Annotated in this window: 13 protein-coding genes, 3 tRNA genes and 1 riboswitch; of the genes, 10 read left to right on the forward strand and 6 right to left on the reverse strand. The window is 71.2% G+C overall.

The window, feature by feature from the left end; translation table 11 throughout:
- The first annotated feature begins 185 nt into the window (after nt 1–185).
- The 3 genes from HA039_RS18205 to HA039_RS18215 all read left to right on the forward strand — a co-directional run bounded on the left by HA039_RS18205 (nt 186) and on the right by HA039_RS18215 (nt 3,589).
- Nucleotides 186–773, forward strand: coding sequence for a hypothetical protein (locus HA039_RS18205; RefSeq protein WP_243869540.1), 588 nt, complete (start codon nt 186–188; stop codon nt 771–773).
- A 222-nt stretch (nt 774–995) separates the two neighbouring features.
- Nucleotides 996–3,359, forward strand: coding sequence for a DEAD/DEAH box helicase (locus HA039_RS18210; RefSeq protein WP_167030907.1), 2,364 nt, complete (start codon nt 996–998; stop codon nt 3,357–3,359).
- Between the two features lie 157 nt (nt 3,360–3,516).
- Nucleotides 3,517–3,589, forward strand: a tRNA-Lys gene (locus HA039_RS18215).
- A gap of 108 nt (nt 3,590–3,697) precedes the next feature.
- Here the strand turns inward: HA039_RS18215 and HA039_RS18220 are convergent.
- The 5 genes from HA039_RS18220 to HA039_RS18240 all read right to left on the reverse strand — a co-directional run bounded on the left by HA039_RS18220 (nt 3,698) and on the right by HA039_RS18240 (nt 9,294).
- Nucleotides 3,698–5,164: a hypothetical protein gene (locus tag HA039_RS18220; RefSeq protein ID WP_167030910.1), complete on the reverse strand. Its 1,467-nt coding sequence runs from the start codon at nt 5,162–5,164 to the stop codon at nt 3,698–3,700.
- Between the two features lie 134 nt (nt 5,165–5,298).
- On the reverse strand, nt 5,299–6,165 hold the full coding sequence (locus tag HA039_RS18225) for a hypothetical protein (RefSeq protein ID WP_167030913.1): 867 nt from the start codon (nt 6,163–6,165) through the stop codon (nt 5,299–5,301).
- A 414-nt stretch (nt 6,166–6,579) separates the two neighbouring features.
- Nucleotides 6,580–7,242: an HAD family hydrolase gene (locus tag HA039_RS18230; protein WP_167030915.1), complete on the reverse strand. Its 663-nt coding sequence runs from the start codon at nt 7,240–7,242 to the stop codon at nt 6,580–6,582.
- A 347-nt stretch (nt 7,243–7,589) separates the two neighbouring features.
- Entirely contained in the window at nt 7,590–8,405 is an 816-nt protein-coding gene (locus HA039_RS18235) for an ATP-grasp domain-containing protein (protein WP_167030918.1), read from the reverse strand.
- A gap of 10 nt (nt 8,406–8,415) precedes the next feature.
- On the reverse strand, nt 8,416–9,294 hold the full coding sequence (locus HA039_RS18240; RefSeq protein WP_167030921.1) for an ATP-grasp domain-containing protein: 879 nt from the start codon (nt 9,292–9,294) through the stop codon (nt 8,416–8,418).
- A 180-nt stretch (nt 9,295–9,474) separates the two neighbouring features.
- On the opposite strand from HA039_RS18240, the gene HA039_RS18245 reads away from it, so the two are divergent.
- Together HA039_RS18245 and HA039_RS18250 are read left to right on the forward strand one after the other, a co-directional pair.
- A tRNA-Lys gene (locus HA039_RS18245) sits at nt 9,475–9,547 on the forward strand.
- Nucleotides 9,548–9,714: 167 nt separating this feature from the next.
- A complete protein-coding gene (locus HA039_RS18250; protein WP_167030924.1) occupies nt 9,715–9,927 on the forward strand; it encodes a hypothetical protein in 213 nt (70 codons plus the stop codon).
- Nucleotides 9,928–9,949: 22 nt separating this feature from the next.
- Here HA039_RS18250 and HA039_RS18255 read toward each other — a convergent pair whose 3' ends face one another.
- Entirely contained in the window at nt 9,950–10,603 is a 654-nt protein-coding gene (locus HA039_RS18255; protein WP_167037040.1) for an HAD family hydrolase, read from the reverse strand.
- Between the two features lie 86 nt (nt 10,604–10,689).
- Here HA039_RS18255 and HA039_RS18260 point away from each other — a divergent pair, with 86 nt between their 5' ends.
- The 5 genes from HA039_RS18260 to HA039_RS18280 all read left to right on the forward strand — a co-directional run bounded on the left by HA039_RS18260 (nt 10,690) and on the right by HA039_RS18280 (nt 15,211).
- Entirely contained in the window at nt 10,690–10,890 is a 201-nt protein-coding gene (locus HA039_RS18260; protein ID WP_167030926.1) for a hypothetical protein, read from the forward strand.
- Between the two features lie 105 nt (nt 10,891–10,995).
- Nucleotides 10,996–11,069 (forward strand) — tRNA-Met (locus tag HA039_RS18265).
- A gap of 418 nt (nt 11,070–11,487) precedes the next feature.
- Nucleotides 11,488–12,642 carry a PP2C family protein-serine/threonine phosphatase gene (locus HA039_RS18270; protein WP_208298815.1) on the forward strand — a complete coding sequence of 385 codons (1,155 nt, stop codon included), beginning with the start codon at nt 11,488–11,490 and terminating at the stop codon, nt 12,640–12,642.
- A gap of 338 nt (nt 12,643–12,980) precedes the next feature.
- A riboswitch (cyclic di-AMP (ydaO/yuaA leader) is annotated at nt 12,981–13,134 on the forward strand.
- An 11-nt stretch (nt 13,135–13,145) separates the two neighbouring features.
- Nucleotides 13,146–14,204, forward strand: coding sequence for a M23 family metallopeptidase (locus HA039_RS18275; protein ID WP_167030930.1), 1,059 nt, complete (start codon nt 13,146–13,148; stop codon nt 14,202–14,204).
- 62 nt (nt 14,205–14,266) lie between these two features.
- Nucleotides 14,267–15,211, forward strand: a complete 945-nt coding sequence (locus HA039_RS18280) for an aldo/keto reductase (protein WP_167030933.1) — start codon at nt 14,267–14,269, stop codon at nt 15,209–15,211.
- The last annotated feature ends 140 nt before the right edge of the window (nt 15,212–15,351 follow it).

Below are 15,351 nucleotides of genomic sequence, written 5' to 3' on the forward strand. Positions count from 1 at the left end.
CGGGCGGTCCGGGTGCGGGGGTGGGGGCGGGCGGTCCGGGTGCGGCCCCGGCCGGATCCCTTCCGGCCAGGGTCCGTCGCGGCCCGTGTCCCTCGCGGTGGAAAGGGAGTTGGACGGGAAAGCAGTGAAACCTTCCCCCTCCGCCGTCGGCGGGGGCTCCGTCCCGTGTCCCGGAGGTGCCTCTCGTGCGCCAGTTGTCCGCCCCAGGCCGTCTTGTCCTCGGCCTCGTCACCTCCGTGGCGGTCGCGTCCTCCACGGGCTGCATGAGCGTCGGCGACGACGCGGGGAAGCCGGCCCCCTCGCGCTCGGCGGGGCGGCACGGCGCCGCGGTGGCCCCGGACGGCGGTACGGGCGAGGCGCCCGGCGGCTCCGGCGGCGGACCGGGGCGTACGGAACACGGCGACGGCGGCGACCGGGTCCACGCGGATCGGGACGACAAGGCCAAGGAGGTCTCGCCGAGCCCCAGTTCCTCGGGGCGCCCGGCGTCCCCCGCGCCGTCGAAGGGCGTGCCGCCGCAGCCGGGGAAGCCGACCCCGCCGCCCTGGAACGAGCCGCTGCCGACGAAGGAGCCCACCCGCCCGGCCCCGCCGCCGTCCGACCCGCCCCCGCCGCCGCCGAGCCCCGACCCCCAGCCGGAGGAGCCCGGCCCGGAGCCGACGGTGCTGCCGTCCGCGTCACCGGCGGCCAACGTGCGGGCCGCCGTGATCCCGCCGGGCGACGGGAACGGGATGCGGAAGGTGCCGACGGCCTCCCCGCAGATGGGGCCCGTGTGACGGACGGGTCCGGGCGGCCGCGGGGCGCGGACCAGCGGGTTTGCCGAAGAGGGGGGAGGGTGCGTATGGTAGTAGATCGTTTGACCATTGCCTGGCGCCGACACAGAAGAGCGCCGCGTGGCGCGTACTCTCCCTTGCCGTGGCTGACCGCATTGAGGCGGTCGATTTGCGAATCACGGAGTTTGGGCGCGTGCCGAGACTCCGGAAGGTTTCGCATTTCGCATGTCCATTTCCAGTACTGACCACACCGTCATGCCCGAGAACGAGTCCGACGAGATCACCGCGATCGTGGAGCTCGTCGAGGACCCGGAGACGGCGGTGGCCGAAGAGGCAGCCGACACCACCGAGGCCGCCGACACCACGGACTCCACGGACTCCGCCTCCGCGGACGACCTCACCGAGGTCTCCGACACCACCCCCGAGCTCTCGGAGCACTCGGAGCTCTCGGACGCCTCCGAGCTTCCCGAGACCCCCGCGGGCCCGCCCGGCGTCACCTTCGCCGACCTCGGCCTCCCCGAGGGCATCGTCCGCAAGCTCGGACAGAACGGCGTCACCGCGCCCTTCCCGATCCAGGAAGCGACCATCCCGGACGCCCTGGCCGGCAAGGACATCCTGGGCCGCGGCCGTACCGGCTCCGGCAAGACCCTCTCCTTCGGTCTGCCGCTGCTGGCCACGCTCGCCGGCGGCCACACCGAGAAGCGCAAGCCGCGCGGCATCATCCTCACCCCGACCCGTGAGCTCGCGATGCAGGTCGCGGACGCGCTCCAGCCGTACGGCGACGTGCTCGGCCTGAAGATGAAGGTCGTCTGCGGCGGCACGTCCATGCAGAACCAGATCTACGCGCTGGAGCGCGGTGTCGACGTCCTCGTCGCCACCCCGGGCCGGCTGCGCGACATCATCAACCGCGGCGCGTGCTCGCTGGACCAGGTCCAGATCGCGATCCTCGACGAGGCCGACCAGATGTCGGACCTGGGCTTCCTGCCCGAGGTCACCGAGCTGCTCGACCTGGTGCCGAGCGGCGGTCAGCGGATGCTCTTCTCCGCCACCATGGAGAACGAGATCAGCACGCTGGTCAAGCGCTACCTGACCAACCCGGTCCACCACGAGGTCGACAGCGCCCAGGGCAACGTCACGACCATGACCCACCACGTGCTCGTGGTGAAGCCGAAGGACAAGGCGCCGGTCACGGCCGCGATCGCCGCCCGCAAGGGCCGCACGATCATCTTCGTACGGACGCAGCTCGGCGCCGACCGTATCGCCGAGCAGCTCAGCGAGTCCGGCGTGAAGGCCGACGCGCTGCACGGCGGGATGACGCAGGGCGCCCGTACCCGCGTGCTCGAGGACTTCAAGAAGGGGTACGTCAACGCGCTCGTCGCGACCGACGTCGCCGCCCGCGGCATCCACGTGGACGGCATCGACCTGGTGCTGAACGTGGACCCGGCCGGGGACCACAAGGACTACCTCCACCGCTCGGGCCGTACGGCGCGCGCCGGCAAGTCCGGTGTGGTCGTGTCGCTGGCGCTGCCGCACCAGCGCCGCCAGATCTTCCGGATGATGGAGGACGCGGGCGTCGACGCCTCGCGCCACATCGTCGCGGGGGCCAGCGTGTTCGAGCCGGAGGTCGCCGAGATCACCGGCGCGCGTTCGCTCACCGAGGTCCAGGCGGACTCCGCGAACAACGCGGCCAAGCAGGCCGAGCGCGAGGCCGTCGACCTGACCAAGCAGCTGGAGCGCGTCCAGCGCCGTGCCGTCGAACTCCGCGAGGAGGCCGACCGCCTGGTCGCCCGCGCGGCGCGCGAGCGGGGCGACGACCCGGAGGCGGCGGTGGCCGAGGTGGCCGCCGAGGCCGAGCGCGCGGTGGCGGAAGCCGCGGCGGCGGCCGCGGCCGTGCCGGCGCAGCGCGAGGAGCGCCGGGAGAACCGCGACGACCGCGGGAACTTCGGCCGTCGTGACGACCGTGGCGGCGACCGCAGGGACGACCGCGGCGAGCGCAGCGGCCGGGGCGGCGCGCGGGGCTACACCCCGCGTGACGGTGGCGGCAAGGAAGGCGGCTTCAACCGCGACCGTACGGGCGACCGCCCGACCGGCGGCGGTTTCCAGCGCCGTGACGACCGTCCGGCGGGCGGCTCGACCGGTTTCCAGCGTCGTGACGACCGTCGTGACGACCGCGGTGGCTTCAACCGCGACCGTACGAACGACCGCCCGACCGGCGGCGGCTTCCAGCGCCGCGACGACCGCCCGACGGGCGGCTCGACCGGTGGCTTCCGTCGCGACGACCGTCGTGACGACCGGGGCGGCTTCAACCGTGACCGTACGAACGACCGCCCGACCGGCGACCGTCCGGGCAACGACCGCCGCGACGACCGCGGTGGCCGCCCCTTCGAGCGCCGCGAGCACCGCCCCACCGGCGACCGCCCGGTCAACCGCGACCGCCGCGACGACCGCCCGACGACCGGCTTCCGCGCCGCCGCGTCCCACGACCGCCCCACGGGCCGCCGTGACGACCACCGCGGTGGCACGACGGGCACCGGCACCGGCTCCTTCGGCCGCCGCGACGACAAGCCCCGCTGGAAGCGCGGCAGCTGAACCGCCGCACCCCGCTGAGTGAGCAGGGCCGGCCGGACACCCCCAGGGGCACCCGGCCGGCCCTGTCCCACATCCGCACAAGGACGCGACCTCCCCACACCCGATACCCGATCGGCTCCCGCCGCCGGGCGGGCTATGCTCGTGGGTGTCGCGCCGAGGGCCGTTAGCTCAATTGGCAGAGCAGCGGACTTTTAATCCGTTGGTTGTGGGTTCAAGTCCCACACGGCCTACCGAAGAAGGCGGAGCAGGGCCCAGCCCCTTGAACCGCGACGAAGTGCTCCGACCGGTCCTGACCGGTCGGGGCACCCTGTTGTTGGGCATGGCGGCCTCCAGCATGGTCACTTGCGGCTCTGGCCGCGCAACACGTCGAGTACGTCCCCAGGGGATAGCCGGTCACGGTACAGAAGCACCCAGGCCACGGCGCCGACCACGGCAACGATCTGGGTGGACCCGGCGGCCGACAGCTCGGACATGCCCGCTGCGATGGCTGCGCCGGTCATGGCCACGCCAAGGATGACCAGTCGCACCCATTCCCTGTCAACCGCGGGTTCTACGCCGTCCACATCCTTGGGATCGAGCAAGGCGAGTGTGTTGCCGCTCGCGTACCGCTCGGCAATCGTCACCAGCACGCGCGCCATTTCCTCGAAGACCTGGCCTGTGTTGTCGGCGATGTTCTGCCGCGCCTCCAGCCGCCGGATCGCCCCCACTACCTCGGCCGCGTGTTTCCGGTAGTCCCGCCGAAGCGGTCCGCGCACCGGACCGTGTCGAACCTTCCATGCCGACCACACGACCCGCTCGGCATCGGAAAGGTCCACGCGAGGGACATGGAGAGCGCTACGAGTTTGCGTAACGTTCTGGTAGTAGCGCCGCGCCGAGCCAACGCGGGCCAGGCAGTCGACCAAGACGGCTACCGGCCGGGTACGACTGGCCACCCCCGAACGGAGGCTCAACAGCGACCGCAACCACCACCAACGAGGAAAGGGCTCAACGAAGCCCGGGTTACGCCTGTGGTCGTTCCGCGACGGACCAGGAAGCCGACCGAGAACTCCCCTTACGGCCCTCAACGCAAGGAATAGCACGAGGAGGAGAACAAGCCCGAACATCGCGGCAGCCGCCTCGGAAGGCTGGCTTTCCGGGGCGGTGAGAGCTGGAAGGTACTGAGAGGCTTTCCCCCACATCGCCTCACCGGATGCCCGGAAGATCGCCACTATCGTCACGGCGATGCCCGGCGCCTCGCCGGTCTCGGTGACCCGCCGGGCCGGCCCCCACAGGCCGCCGCTCGGCGCCCACCACGGAACGGGGGCGTGCTCACCCGCGGCCCACGTACGGGACGACCATCTGGCGACGGTACCGACGAGGCTCCCGAGGTTGAGCAACACCAGCAGCAGGAAGTAGGCCTTGAGAATGTACCCGGCCGCGGCCAGAGGGGCGGCCTGATGCCATGAACGCAGCGCGGTACGGACTTGTGGGCTGACAGGGAACAACCTGCCTGCGTCCCGGCCGAAATTCCGCCGTGCCCAGACCAGATGCTGGGCAGCACCGCGCCTGCTCCGGCGGAGGTAGGCGCCGCCGAGGGTTTGCCGGTACACCCACAGGCTCGTACCGAGCGTGAAACGTCCGATCCCTTCGGCATGAGCGGCTGTCCGCTCCAGGAACCGCCGGACCCGCAGGACATCGCGGGGGTCGACCTGTGTCGATACCCACCAGATGAACACGTTCAGCATCAAGAGCCAGAAGACGAACTTCAACACAATCAAGCCCGTGTTGATGCCCCCAGTCAGGGCCGACCATAAGAATTCGAGCATCCTGGCAGTCTCGCTGACGCGTCGGGCGGGCGTCGCGAACTCCCCTCCGTGGGTGCCGCGTCCCGGGCAAGGCCGACTGGCTGTTCACGCTTCTCCGCCCCGCGTCTGTGGTTGTGAACAGTTCGGCGCCATGCTCATAGCTCTTCGTCGTGCAGATGCAATTCGGCATCGCCGAGCCGGACAAGCCAACTGTGCGTCGACGTGCGGTCCACCGTGACTCCTTCGATACCAGCCGCAGGGTGAGTGAGAGCCGCGATGAGGTCGGTAGGGAAGGGGTAGCCCCGCCATTCGAGGTCCCACCGCTCCTCGTGTCCCCACAACCTGCTCGAAGGCGCCCGGCGGGCTCGCTCGACGGTGCGGCGGAGAGGATCGGTGCACCAGCCCCCCAAGTCGAAGGAACCGTCCGGATCTCGCAAAGACATGCGCACCCAGATGCCGGCCAGGAGTCGCTTCATGGAGGGGCTGATCCGGGGTACGGCGGCGAGCCTGTCCTGCTCATCGGCAGTGAGGGGCTCCTCCACGCTGAGACGGCGGCGCAGATTCGGGAGGCGCTGAGCGCGGCGCTGACTTGAGGAAAAGGCGTTTCGCTCGGAGACGTACATCTGAGCACCACTCGGCAGGTGCCGCAGGCGCCACAGGTGGTGACCCAGGCGCTCCTCGACCCGCATCCCGGCGATGTGCGGGTCGGTAGAGCTGCCGACGAGACGGAGGGCGACGTTGTCGCAGGCGTCGACGATCAGTACAAGGTGATCGAATCGTGGGGAGACGACAGGGTCGTACGCACCGATCTGCCCTACCCGCCAGCGGAGTCGGGGCGCGGTCAGCGTTCCGTGGTTGAAGCAGGCCAGAGCCAACAGAGCGCGTAGCTCGGTCTGTTCCGGGGTGCATTGGTCCAGCCCCAGCCCACCGGATCGATCGATTCCCGGTAGGGCAGTGGCAGGAACCTCTCCCGTGAAGCCGGCGCGTACGAGGGAAGCGGTCTTGGCCGTTGTGTGTGGCATGGCGCGATGTCCTTCGCTGCCGCCGGGTCAGCAGGGGGTCGCGTCCGTGTTCGCACATCGGGAAGTAAGTGCAGATGAGCCGCGGAGCGGGCGCGCCGCACCCTGGACGAGCCAGGAAACCCGGGCGACCCGCTACGTCCTCCGGGCCTCCGCGGACCGGTTGCAGCCCACGTTATAGGCAGGACCGGTGGATTGGCCGGACTCCACACGCTGGATTCATCCGATGGGGTGTCTCACGGAATCGGTCGGAGGCGTGCCGGTACGCGCTTGTGGCGCTCGATCAGCTCGTATGTACCTGGTACGCCCTGGGCATGGACCGGATCACCGACGTTCGCCGGTCGCTCGAGCGGCCGCACGAGCACGAGCCGTGTGTATGCGAGCTGGACGACCGGCTGCATGGGTGGACAACAGCAGTCAGCGTCCTGACTCGTTGAAGTCGGCGATCGCAGAGGAAAGTTCGGTGAGGCTCCCCACCCGGAAGGTGGGGAGCTTCTCCGCTTCCTCGCTGTTCCACTGGATGGTGGCCCAGGGGCCGCGCCGGATGAGAGCAGTCGGCATGCCGGCCGCCACGGCCGGGCGTAGGTCGTTGTCGACGCGGTCGCCCACGTACAGGATCTCACTCGGCTCGTACGGTACGACTTCGGCGACGCGGTCGAAGAATGCGCGGTCGGGCTTCGACGCACCCCAGTCGTCCGAGGTGCCGATCAGGTCCACGTCGTCGGTGAACAGCCCCCGGAGGATGCCGCCAGCCCGTACGGTCTGGTTCCCGGCGATCCCCAGCCATAGTCCGGCCTGGCGCAGGGCAGCGAGCGCGGGGCGGACGTCCGGGTAGAGGTCCTCCTCGCCGAAGTATTCGGGGCGACCGGCGGCGGCCCGGGCTTCGCGCTGCTCGTAGAGGTCGAATCCGGGCTGGAACTCCTGGAACGTATCGCGGTAATCGCGGCCCTGCGCGATTACGGCGCCGAACATCGCGGCGAAGGTATGGCGCGGGACGCCGAGCCAGTCGGCCCAGGTCCCGTACTCACGGGTCTCGTCCACCAGGCACTCGCCGACATCGAAGACGACTGCTCGAATCATGCAGCGATCGTAGGCCCGCCATCCGAATCCGGACGCTTGACCCCGCATGGAGCAAGGCGCCCCCTCTCTGGCCTGCGCGCCGGGAAGGGGGCGCTGGACCATGCGTCTCTGCGAGGACGTACGGCGAGGCCTCGCTCATCCAGGTCCGCGGCGTCCGAGGTTGCGATGCGCGGCCACCTACTCCCCGAGTGCTCGTACGGACTGGTGACGGAGGCTATTCGGTTTCGATCCCGCGCAGGAGTTTCATCCCGCCGGCCTGGTCGGCGAACGCGGGCCTGGGCGGGCGACCGTTCCAGTCGTTCGTACTCATCGATCCTGCTGGTGATGCGGCGTACACCACGCGCAGGTCAGCCTTCTGCCGCGCGGAGGGCGAGGGTGGCGAGGGCTTCGGGGGCGCCTGGTTGGTTTCTTATGCCGGGGAAGGCGTTGATGTCGACGATCAGGGGGGTGCCCGTGGGGGTGGTGATCACGTCGACGCCGTAGACGTCCAGGGCGAAGACCTTGCCGACCGTTCTGACCAGGGTGAGCCAGGACGGGGGGAGGTCGGTGGGGGTGAGTGGGGGTGGGGGTGGGGTGGTGGGGGTGTCGGAGAGTTCCGAGCGGCGGTTGGCCGCGAAGACCTGGTCGGCTATCACCCAGAGTTTGTGGTCCCAGCCGCTGTTGGGGGTGAACTGCTGGATCACCACTGGTTCGTCGGGCCAGTCGGCCGCCAGGGCGCGGAGTTGGGCGGGGGTGTCGGCCCGGGCCACGAGGTCGTCGCGGCGGCTGTGGCGGCTCTTCACCACCAGGGGGTGGGGGAAGGGGAGGGCCGGGAGGGACGTCAGGTGGGTGAGGGTGCCCGGGGTGTGGGTCCGGGCGAAGGGGAGGCCTGCCTGTAGGGCGAGGGCCGCCATCGCCGTGCGGTCCTGGCACAACTCCGTCGCCGCGGCGGAGTTGAGGACGCGCGCGCCGCGTTCCTCGTACGCGCGGGCCAGGGCGAGCGCCTCGGGTGTGCGGGACTTCAGGAGGTAGACGTCCGCCAAGGGGGAGGAGGGGGAGAGGGTTGGGGGGGAGAGGGTTGGGGGTGGGGGTTGGTGGGTTACCTCGTGTGTGGGTGCCAGGAGCTTTTCCGTGGCTGCCAGCAGGGGGTGGTCCGGGCGTGCGGTGAGGAAGCAGATCTTCATGGGCGCGCGTTCACCTGCCGTCGCCGGCCGCCGCCGGGATCGGGGAGGGGTGGGGGAGCGGGGGCCGGGGGAGGGTGCTTCCCGTACGCGCCAGGTTCAGGATCGCTCTGCCCACCCGCGCCGCCGCGTCCGGTACCTGGCGGAAGCTCGGGAAGTCGTTCACGTCGACCACCACCGGGCCGTCCGGGCCGAGGAGGACGTCCACGCCGTACAGGTCCAGTCCGTAGACCGCCCCGACCTCGGCGACGATTCCGGCCACCTCCGCCGACAGCGGCACGCGCCGCTCCTTGGTCGTGCGGTCCGGGTGGAGCGGGGAGTTGCGCTCGGTGGCGTACAACTCGCCCCCGACGCAGTACACCTTGAGGTCCGTGCCCGAGTTCGGTATGTACGGCTGCGCTATCAGCATGCCGTCCCCGGCCAGTTCCGCCCGTATCTCGATCATGCGCTCCGGTGACGGTACGAGCCGTACCGCCCGGCCCGAGCTTCCGTCGGCCGGCTTGACCACCAACGGGTAGGCGGAGGACGGGATATCGGCGAGCGCGTCCGGGTGCGCCGCCCCGTACGTCACCGGCAGGGGGAGCCCCCGGCTGCGGCCGACCGCCGCCGCCACCGCCTTGTCCCGGACACCCCGGATCGCCCGCGCGTCGTTGACCGTTGTCAGTCCGACCCCGGCGGCGGCCTCCAGGAGCGACAGGCCCGGGCCGCCCGAGACCGTCTTCAGCACCCAGGCGTCGTGGCTGCCCGCCCGTACCACGTCGGACAGCGACAGCAGCGAACTGCCGGGGCGCAGGACGTCCACCCGGTGCCCCCATGAGACGAGTTGGGAGATCACCTCGACGGGCATGCCGTCGTAGCGGTACTGCTCCTCCACCAGAAAGCAGAGCCTCATCGAGCTTCCTCGTAACCCCGGACGACCGAGCATCGTGGCCGAAAATGCTGTGACACTACAGAGGTCATGATCCGCCTCGTGGTTCCCCGGCCACGCACCAGCCCCGCCGCTGGCTATGCTCGGGTGGTCCGGGGATGCCCCGGGCGGTTCGGGGAGGTCGCGCCGGGTCTTCGGCCCGTGGGGCCGTTAGCTCAATTGGCAGAGCATCGGACTTTTAATCCGTTGGTTGTGGGTTCGAGTCCCACACGGCCCACCGCCCTCCCCACCGTCGTGGTCGCCCGCAGGTCCGCGCCCGCAGGACGCCGTGCGCCGGCCCGGTGGGTGGTCGGGGTGGGTTTGTCCGGGGGCGGGGTCCGGGGCGGGCAAAGAAGTGACCGTCCGATGCTGCGATCCGGGCGAGATCGTCGCACTCTTGGCCGTATGAATGACGCACCGATCGTCGTACACCGGGCGTCCGGGACAGGCGGCCGGCGGGTCACCGTCCGCGGGCGCATCATGGGGCTCGCGCACTCGGACGACCATCTGGTCGAGTTCCTGCGCCTGGCCGGCCTGCCCGACGCGTGGGATCTCCTCGACGATCCCGCCTGGGTGGAGTGGCAGGGCGGTCAGGCACACGAGTACGCGGCGGGGTGAGCGGCCCCCTGGCGCCCCGGCCTCACCCCGTCGCGCGCGCCGTCCGCACGATCGGGACGAGCTGCGTCAGGTTGTCGACCCGCCAGTCCGCCGCCGCGACCACGTCCGGGTCGTCCGCCCACCGGTAGCCCCACGGGCCGCGCCGCAGATGGGCCGTGCGCAGGCCCGCCGCGCGGGCCGGGAACAGGTCGTACGCGGGATGGTCGCCCACGTACAGCGTCCGCTCGGCCGGGGCCTCGGCCACCTCCACGACACGCGCGAAGAACTCCTCGGTCGGCTTGGCCGCGTCCCAGTCGCCCGAGCCGGTGACGAGGTCGGTCGGGAGGTCCAGGCGGCGCAGCAGTTCCAGGGCGCGGGCGGTCTGGTTCCCGGCGAGGACGACCCGGACGCCGAGCGCCCGCAGGCCGGCGAGGGCGGGCCGTACGTCCGGGTAGAGGTCCGACTCGTCGAGGTGTTCGCCGCGGCCCGCGGTCTCCCTGGCGCGGTACGCCTCGCCGATGTCCATGCCGGGTTTGATCAGCCGCAGGGCGTCTTCGGCGTCGCTGTTCTGCGCGGTCATGACACCCACCAGGGCGGAGATCGTGTGTCGGGGGACGCCCAGCCAGTCGGCCCAGGAGGCCCACTGCCGGTCGTCGCGTACGAGGGTCTCGCCGACGTCGAACACGATGGTTTCAATCACCGGTAGGAGACTAGAGGGTGTCGGAAGGCGCTCGGGGGGACACGCTCTGCCGATTGTCAGTGGCCCCCCGTAGCCTTACCTCCATGTCGGCTTCATCGTTCGCCTCGTCCGCATCCTCCGATGCCAGCACTCCCGTGCGTTCCGCCGCTGTGGTCAACGTCGAGATCCGCGCCCTCTGGACGCGGGCCGGTGGCGCGTTGTCGGCCGCCGAGCAGGAGCGCTACCAGCGGCTTCTCGTGGAGTGGGCCGCCGCGGTGCGGGCCGATGTGGTCGAGGCGGCGTAGGGCCGGAGGGGCCCGTGCGGGCGGTTCGTGGGACGCGGTGCGGTGGGCGGGGAGCCGTAAATGGGAATGATCTTGGTCCGGATGGCGTAGAGTCAGGTTTACCGACGCGGGGTGGAGCAGCTCGGTAGCTCGCTGGGCTCATAACCCAGAGGTCGTAGGTTCAAATCCTGCCCCCGCTACTCAGAAGGATGGAAGGCCCGGATCCCCAGTGGATCCGGGCCTTCGTCGTACCCGCACCTCCGCGTACCGTGAAGGGGCAGTGGTGGAGCGATCGGTTCCGTAGCCCACTCGGTCGATGGCGACTCGCCGCCCGGCGCGGTGGCGACCAGCCTGGGGTGAGCGCGGTACCGACCGCAGCCGAAGCTGGACCGGGCAGGAGACCACAAGGTGGGGAAGCTGAGGAAGCCGGGGCCGAGAAGGCCGGGGAAGGGCAGCGACGGCGCGGCCCCGGGGCCCGGCCCCGCCCGCGCGGGCGGAGCCGGCTCCGGTACGCCCCGGCCCCCCGGCCCCGCCACCGGCTTCGGCACCCGCTTCGAAGGCGGGTTCGACCCCTCGGGCGGGACCGGCAGCACTCCGGTCGCGGCCGCCGGCGGCCGGATCCCGGACGGCGGCTTCGTCGACCGGGGCGTGACCGCCGAGCCCGGCCGTATCGGACGCAGGATCGTCCGCTACCTGCCCGCGTTCGTGATCGTCGTCGGCGTGATCTTCGACTCCACGACCCCCACCCGCTTCACCGCCTCCCCCTTCTTCTGCTCCGCGGCCCTGGTCGCCGCGCCGTTCTTCACGCCGCTGGGCACCCTGCTCACCGGCGTCGCCGCGCTCTGCACCGATCTGGTGCTGCGCCTCGTCGACGGCACGGTCGGGACCGCCGACGCCATCACCGAGCTGCTGACCGTGCTCACCGTCTCCGTCCTCGCGCTCGGCATCAACCGGGTCGTGCGCCTGAGCGGCGAGCGCCTCGCGTCCGCCCGCATCATCGCCGAGACGGCCCAGCGCGCCGTGCTGCCCAGACCCGCCGACCGGATCGGCGGGCTGCACATCGCCGCGCGGTACGAGGCGGCGCAGGAGGGCGCGTTCATCGGCGGGGACCTGTTCGCCGTGCAGGACACGCCGCACGGGGTGCGCCTGGTGGTCGGGGACGTACGGGGGAAGGGCCTGGAGGCCGTCGAGACGGTGGCGGTGGTCATCGGGGCGTTCCGGGAGGCCGCCGAGCAGGAAGGCACGCTGGAGGGCGTCGCGCAGCGCTTGGAGCGCGCGCTGACGCGGGAGGGGACGCGCCGGGACGGCGTCGACGTCTTCGAGGGCTTCACCACCGCCGTACTGGCCGAGATCCCGAACGGTGAGGCGGTGGTACGGCTGGTCAACCGCGGCCACCCCGAGCCGCTGCTGACCCACGGGGACGGCGCGGTGGCGATGCTGGCGCCCGGTGACCACGCCCTGCCGCTGGGGATGAGCGAGCTGGGGGCGTGGCCGGACCGCGCGGACGAGGAGCCGTTCCCGCCGGGGGCGACGCTGCTCTTCTACACGGACGGGCTGTCCGAGGCGCGCAACGCGAAGGGCGTCTTCTACGACGCGCGTGAGCGGCTGTCCGGCCGGATCTTCCCGGGGCCCGACGAGATGCTCGACGCGCTCATCGGGGACGTACGCGTGCACACGGGTGGCGGGAACACGGACGACATGGCGCTGCTGGCGGTCAGCCGGCCCGCCCAGGGGCAGCCGGAACGGCGCAGGACGATGCCGGTCGTGCCCTGACGGGGCCGGCGGGGTCCGGAAAGGGGTTGCGGAAGGGGGTCGCGGGGGCCGGGGCCACCGGTGGGGGCGCCGCCGTTCCGTACCGCCCACCCCGCGTCCCGCACGCTCCGTGATCGGGGCATACCGCTCCGCACAACGCCTGACAACCCATCAGAAACCTCTGGCCACCCGAGTACCCTCCCGGGACGATCAACTCGCCCGCTTGCGCCTCGATCTGTCCCGGTACGTCCGTTGCGGATTCGTTAACGATCATCCGGAACAGCTTGGAATAAAGCCCATGTCTCTATTAACGTTCGATAACGCAGCGCGGTCGTCCCAGCCGTCGTCAGGACGGCGCCGTGCCGCACGCGCCGAATCCCGCAAGGGAACCGGGGAACCACCAATTGGGGTGAATCGGGAGCTTCTTGCTGCCTTGTGCCGCGAGAGCACCCGTAGGAGACCTTCCTGCTCCGAACCCGTCAGCTAACCCGGTAGGCGAGAAGGAAGGAAAGGAGCGCGCCCCAGTGGCGTCCAACAAGCCTGCCCTCGATGCCCCCTTCGAAACGGAAACCTTCGAACCGCCGACCTTCGGCGGCGAAGCGGACCGCACCTGGGGGGAGTGGAACCCCACCGAGGAGTCCGTCCTTCCTCCCGTACGAGGCAGGCACCGCGTCGCCAAGCAGCGCGGACTGGCCCGCAGTTCCACGGTCCTCGGCGTCGGCGTCCTCGCCGCCGTCGGCGCGGGTGGCATCGCCACCGCCCAGGACAAGCCCGCCGTCTCCATATCCCTGCCCGATGCCATCACGGACAACCTTCCGGCCGCCAAGTCGCTGCCGGGCGTCGGATCCCTGGGTACGGAAGAGGCCAAGCCGAGCGCGCTCGCCACGGACCCGCTGACCACCGCGGGCATGACCACCGCCGACTTCCAGCAGGGCGCCACCGACGCCGGCGAGGCGCTGCGGGCCCGGATCCTCCAGCAGGCCGAGGCGCAGCAGGCCGAGGCCGACGCCACGACGAAGCTCGCCGCGCAGACGGCGGCGGCCGAGAAGGCCGCCGCTGACGCGAAGAAGCAGCAGTCCGAGGCCGAGAAGAAGATCCAGGAAGCGAAGGAGAAGGCGGAGGCCGAGGCCAAGGCCAAGGCGGCCGCCAAGGCCGAGAAGGAGCGCCTGGCCAAGCTGGCCCAGAGCTACACCCTTCCCGTCGTCTCGTACACGATCACCTCCACCTTCGGCCAGGCCGGCTCCATGTGGTCCTCCGGCTACCACACCGGGCTCGACTTCGCGGCCCCCACCGGTACGCCGATCAAGGCCGTCCACAGCGGCACGGTCAAGTCGGCCGGCTGGTCCGGCTCGTACGGCTACCGCACGGTGCTGGAGCTGGACGACGGTACGGAGCTGTGGTTCTGCCACCAGTCCTCGATGACGGTCACCGCCGGCCAGAAGGTCGCCACCGGCGAGGTCATCGGCCGCGTCGGCGCGACCGGCAACGTGACGGGACCGCACCTGCACCTGGAGGTCCACACCCCGGGCGGCACGGGCATCGACCCGATGGCCTGGCTCCAGGGCAAGGGCCTCAACCCGTAACCGACCGCTGTGTGCCGGGGGCGGCGGAATAGTCCCCGGCCACCGCGTCGTTGGGGGAGTTCATGACAGATCTCCGTGCCCTGGGCTCCTCCGACCTCCGGGTCTTCCCCCTCTCCCTCGGCGGCAACGTCTTCGGCTGGACCTCCGACGAGGCCCAGTCCTTCGCCGTCCTCGACGCGTACGCCGCCGTGGGCGGCAACTTCGTGGACACCGCCGACACGTACTCCTCCTGGGCACCCGGCCACCAGGGCGGCGAGTCGGAGACCGTCCTCGGCGACTGGATCGCCGCGCGCGGCAACCGCTCCGAGGTCGTCGTGGCGACCAAGGTCGGCTCGCACCCGCGGTTCAAGGGCCTGCGGGCGGCCACCATCAAGGGCGCGGCCGAGGAATCGCTGCGCCGGCTGCGTACGGACTACATCGACCTCTACTACACGCACTTCGACGACCCCGAGGTGCCGGTCGAGGAGATCATCACCGCGCTGGACCAGTTGGTGAGGGACGGCAAGGTACGGGCGATAGCCGCCTCCAACCTCAGCGTCGAGCGGCTCACCGCGTCGCTGGACTTCTCCGAGCGTGAGGGCCTGGCCCGGTACGAGGTCCTCCAGCCGCGCTACAACCTGGTCTCCCGCGACACCTACGAGGGCCCGCTCCAGGACCTCGTGGCCGGGCGCGGGCTGTCCACCGTGCCGTACTCCTCGCTCGCGGCGGGCTTCCTCACCGGCAAGTACCGTCCCGGGACCACGGTCGACAGCCCCCGGGCGGCCGGGGCGGGCAAGCACCTGGAGACCGAGCGCGGCCGCGCCGTGCTCGCGTCGCTGGACCGGGTCGCCGGGGCGCGTGGTGTCGAGGCCGGCACCGTGGCGCTGGCGTGGCTCGCGGCCCAGCCCACCGTGGTGGCGCCGCTGGCGTCCGCGCGGACCGTCGAGCAGCTGCCGGTGCTGCTTGCGGCGACCGGACTGGAGCTGACGGCGGAGGAGCTGGCCGACCTGGCGGCGGCTTCCGCCTGAGGGCGGTCGGGCGGGTTTCCGCTGAGCCCCGCGTCCCCGTACCCCCGCTGATGCCGGTCGGGCGGGTCTCCGTCCCCCCGCCGAGCCCTTCCGGCGCGTTTCCGTCCCCCCGCCGAGCCCTTCGGGCGCGTCCCCGTACC

The organism is Streptomyces liangshanensis (assembly GCF_011694815.1).
In the GTDB taxonomy this organism is placed as follows: domain Bacteria; phylum Actinomycetota; class Actinomycetes; order Streptomycetales; family Streptomycetaceae; genus Streptomyces; species Streptomyces liangshanensis.

Bases quoted from the DNA above. Each gene is read 5' to 3' on its own strand.
- HA039_RS18210 (WP_167030907.1), top strand. From the start codon at position 996: ATGTCCATTTCCAGTACTGACCACACCGTCATGCCCGAGAACGAGTCC.
- HA039_RS18220 (WP_167030910.1), bottom strand. From the start codon at position 5,164: ATGCTCGAATTCTTATGGTCGGCCCTGACTGGGGGCATCAACACGGGC.
- HA039_RS18225 (WP_167030913.1), bottom strand. From the start codon at position 6,165: ATGCCACACACAACGGCCAAGACCGCTTCCCTCGTACGCGCCGGCTTC.
- HA039_RS18230 (WP_167030915.1), bottom strand. From the start codon at position 7,242: ATGATTCGAGCAGTCGTCTTCGATGTCGGCGAGTGCCTGGTGGACGAG.
- HA039_RS18235 (WP_167030918.1), bottom strand. From the start codon at position 8,405: ATGAAGATCTGCTTCCTCACCGCACGCCCGGACCACCCCCTGCTGGCA.
- HA039_RS18240 (WP_167030921.1), bottom strand. From the start codon at position 9,294: ATGAGGCTCTGCTTTCTGGTGGAGGAGCAGTACCGCTACGACGGCATG.
- HA039_RS18250 (WP_167030924.1), top strand. From the start codon at position 9,715: ATGAATGACGCACCGATCGTCGTACACCGGGCGTCCGGGACAGGCGGC.
- HA039_RS18260 (WP_167030926.1), top strand. From the start codon at position 10,690: ATGTCGGCTTCATCGTTCGCCTCGTCCGCATCCTCCGATGCCAGCACT.
- HA039_RS18280 (WP_167030933.1), top strand. From the start codon at position 14,267: ATGACAGATCTCCGTGCCCTGGGCTCCTCCGACCTCCGGGTCTTCCCC.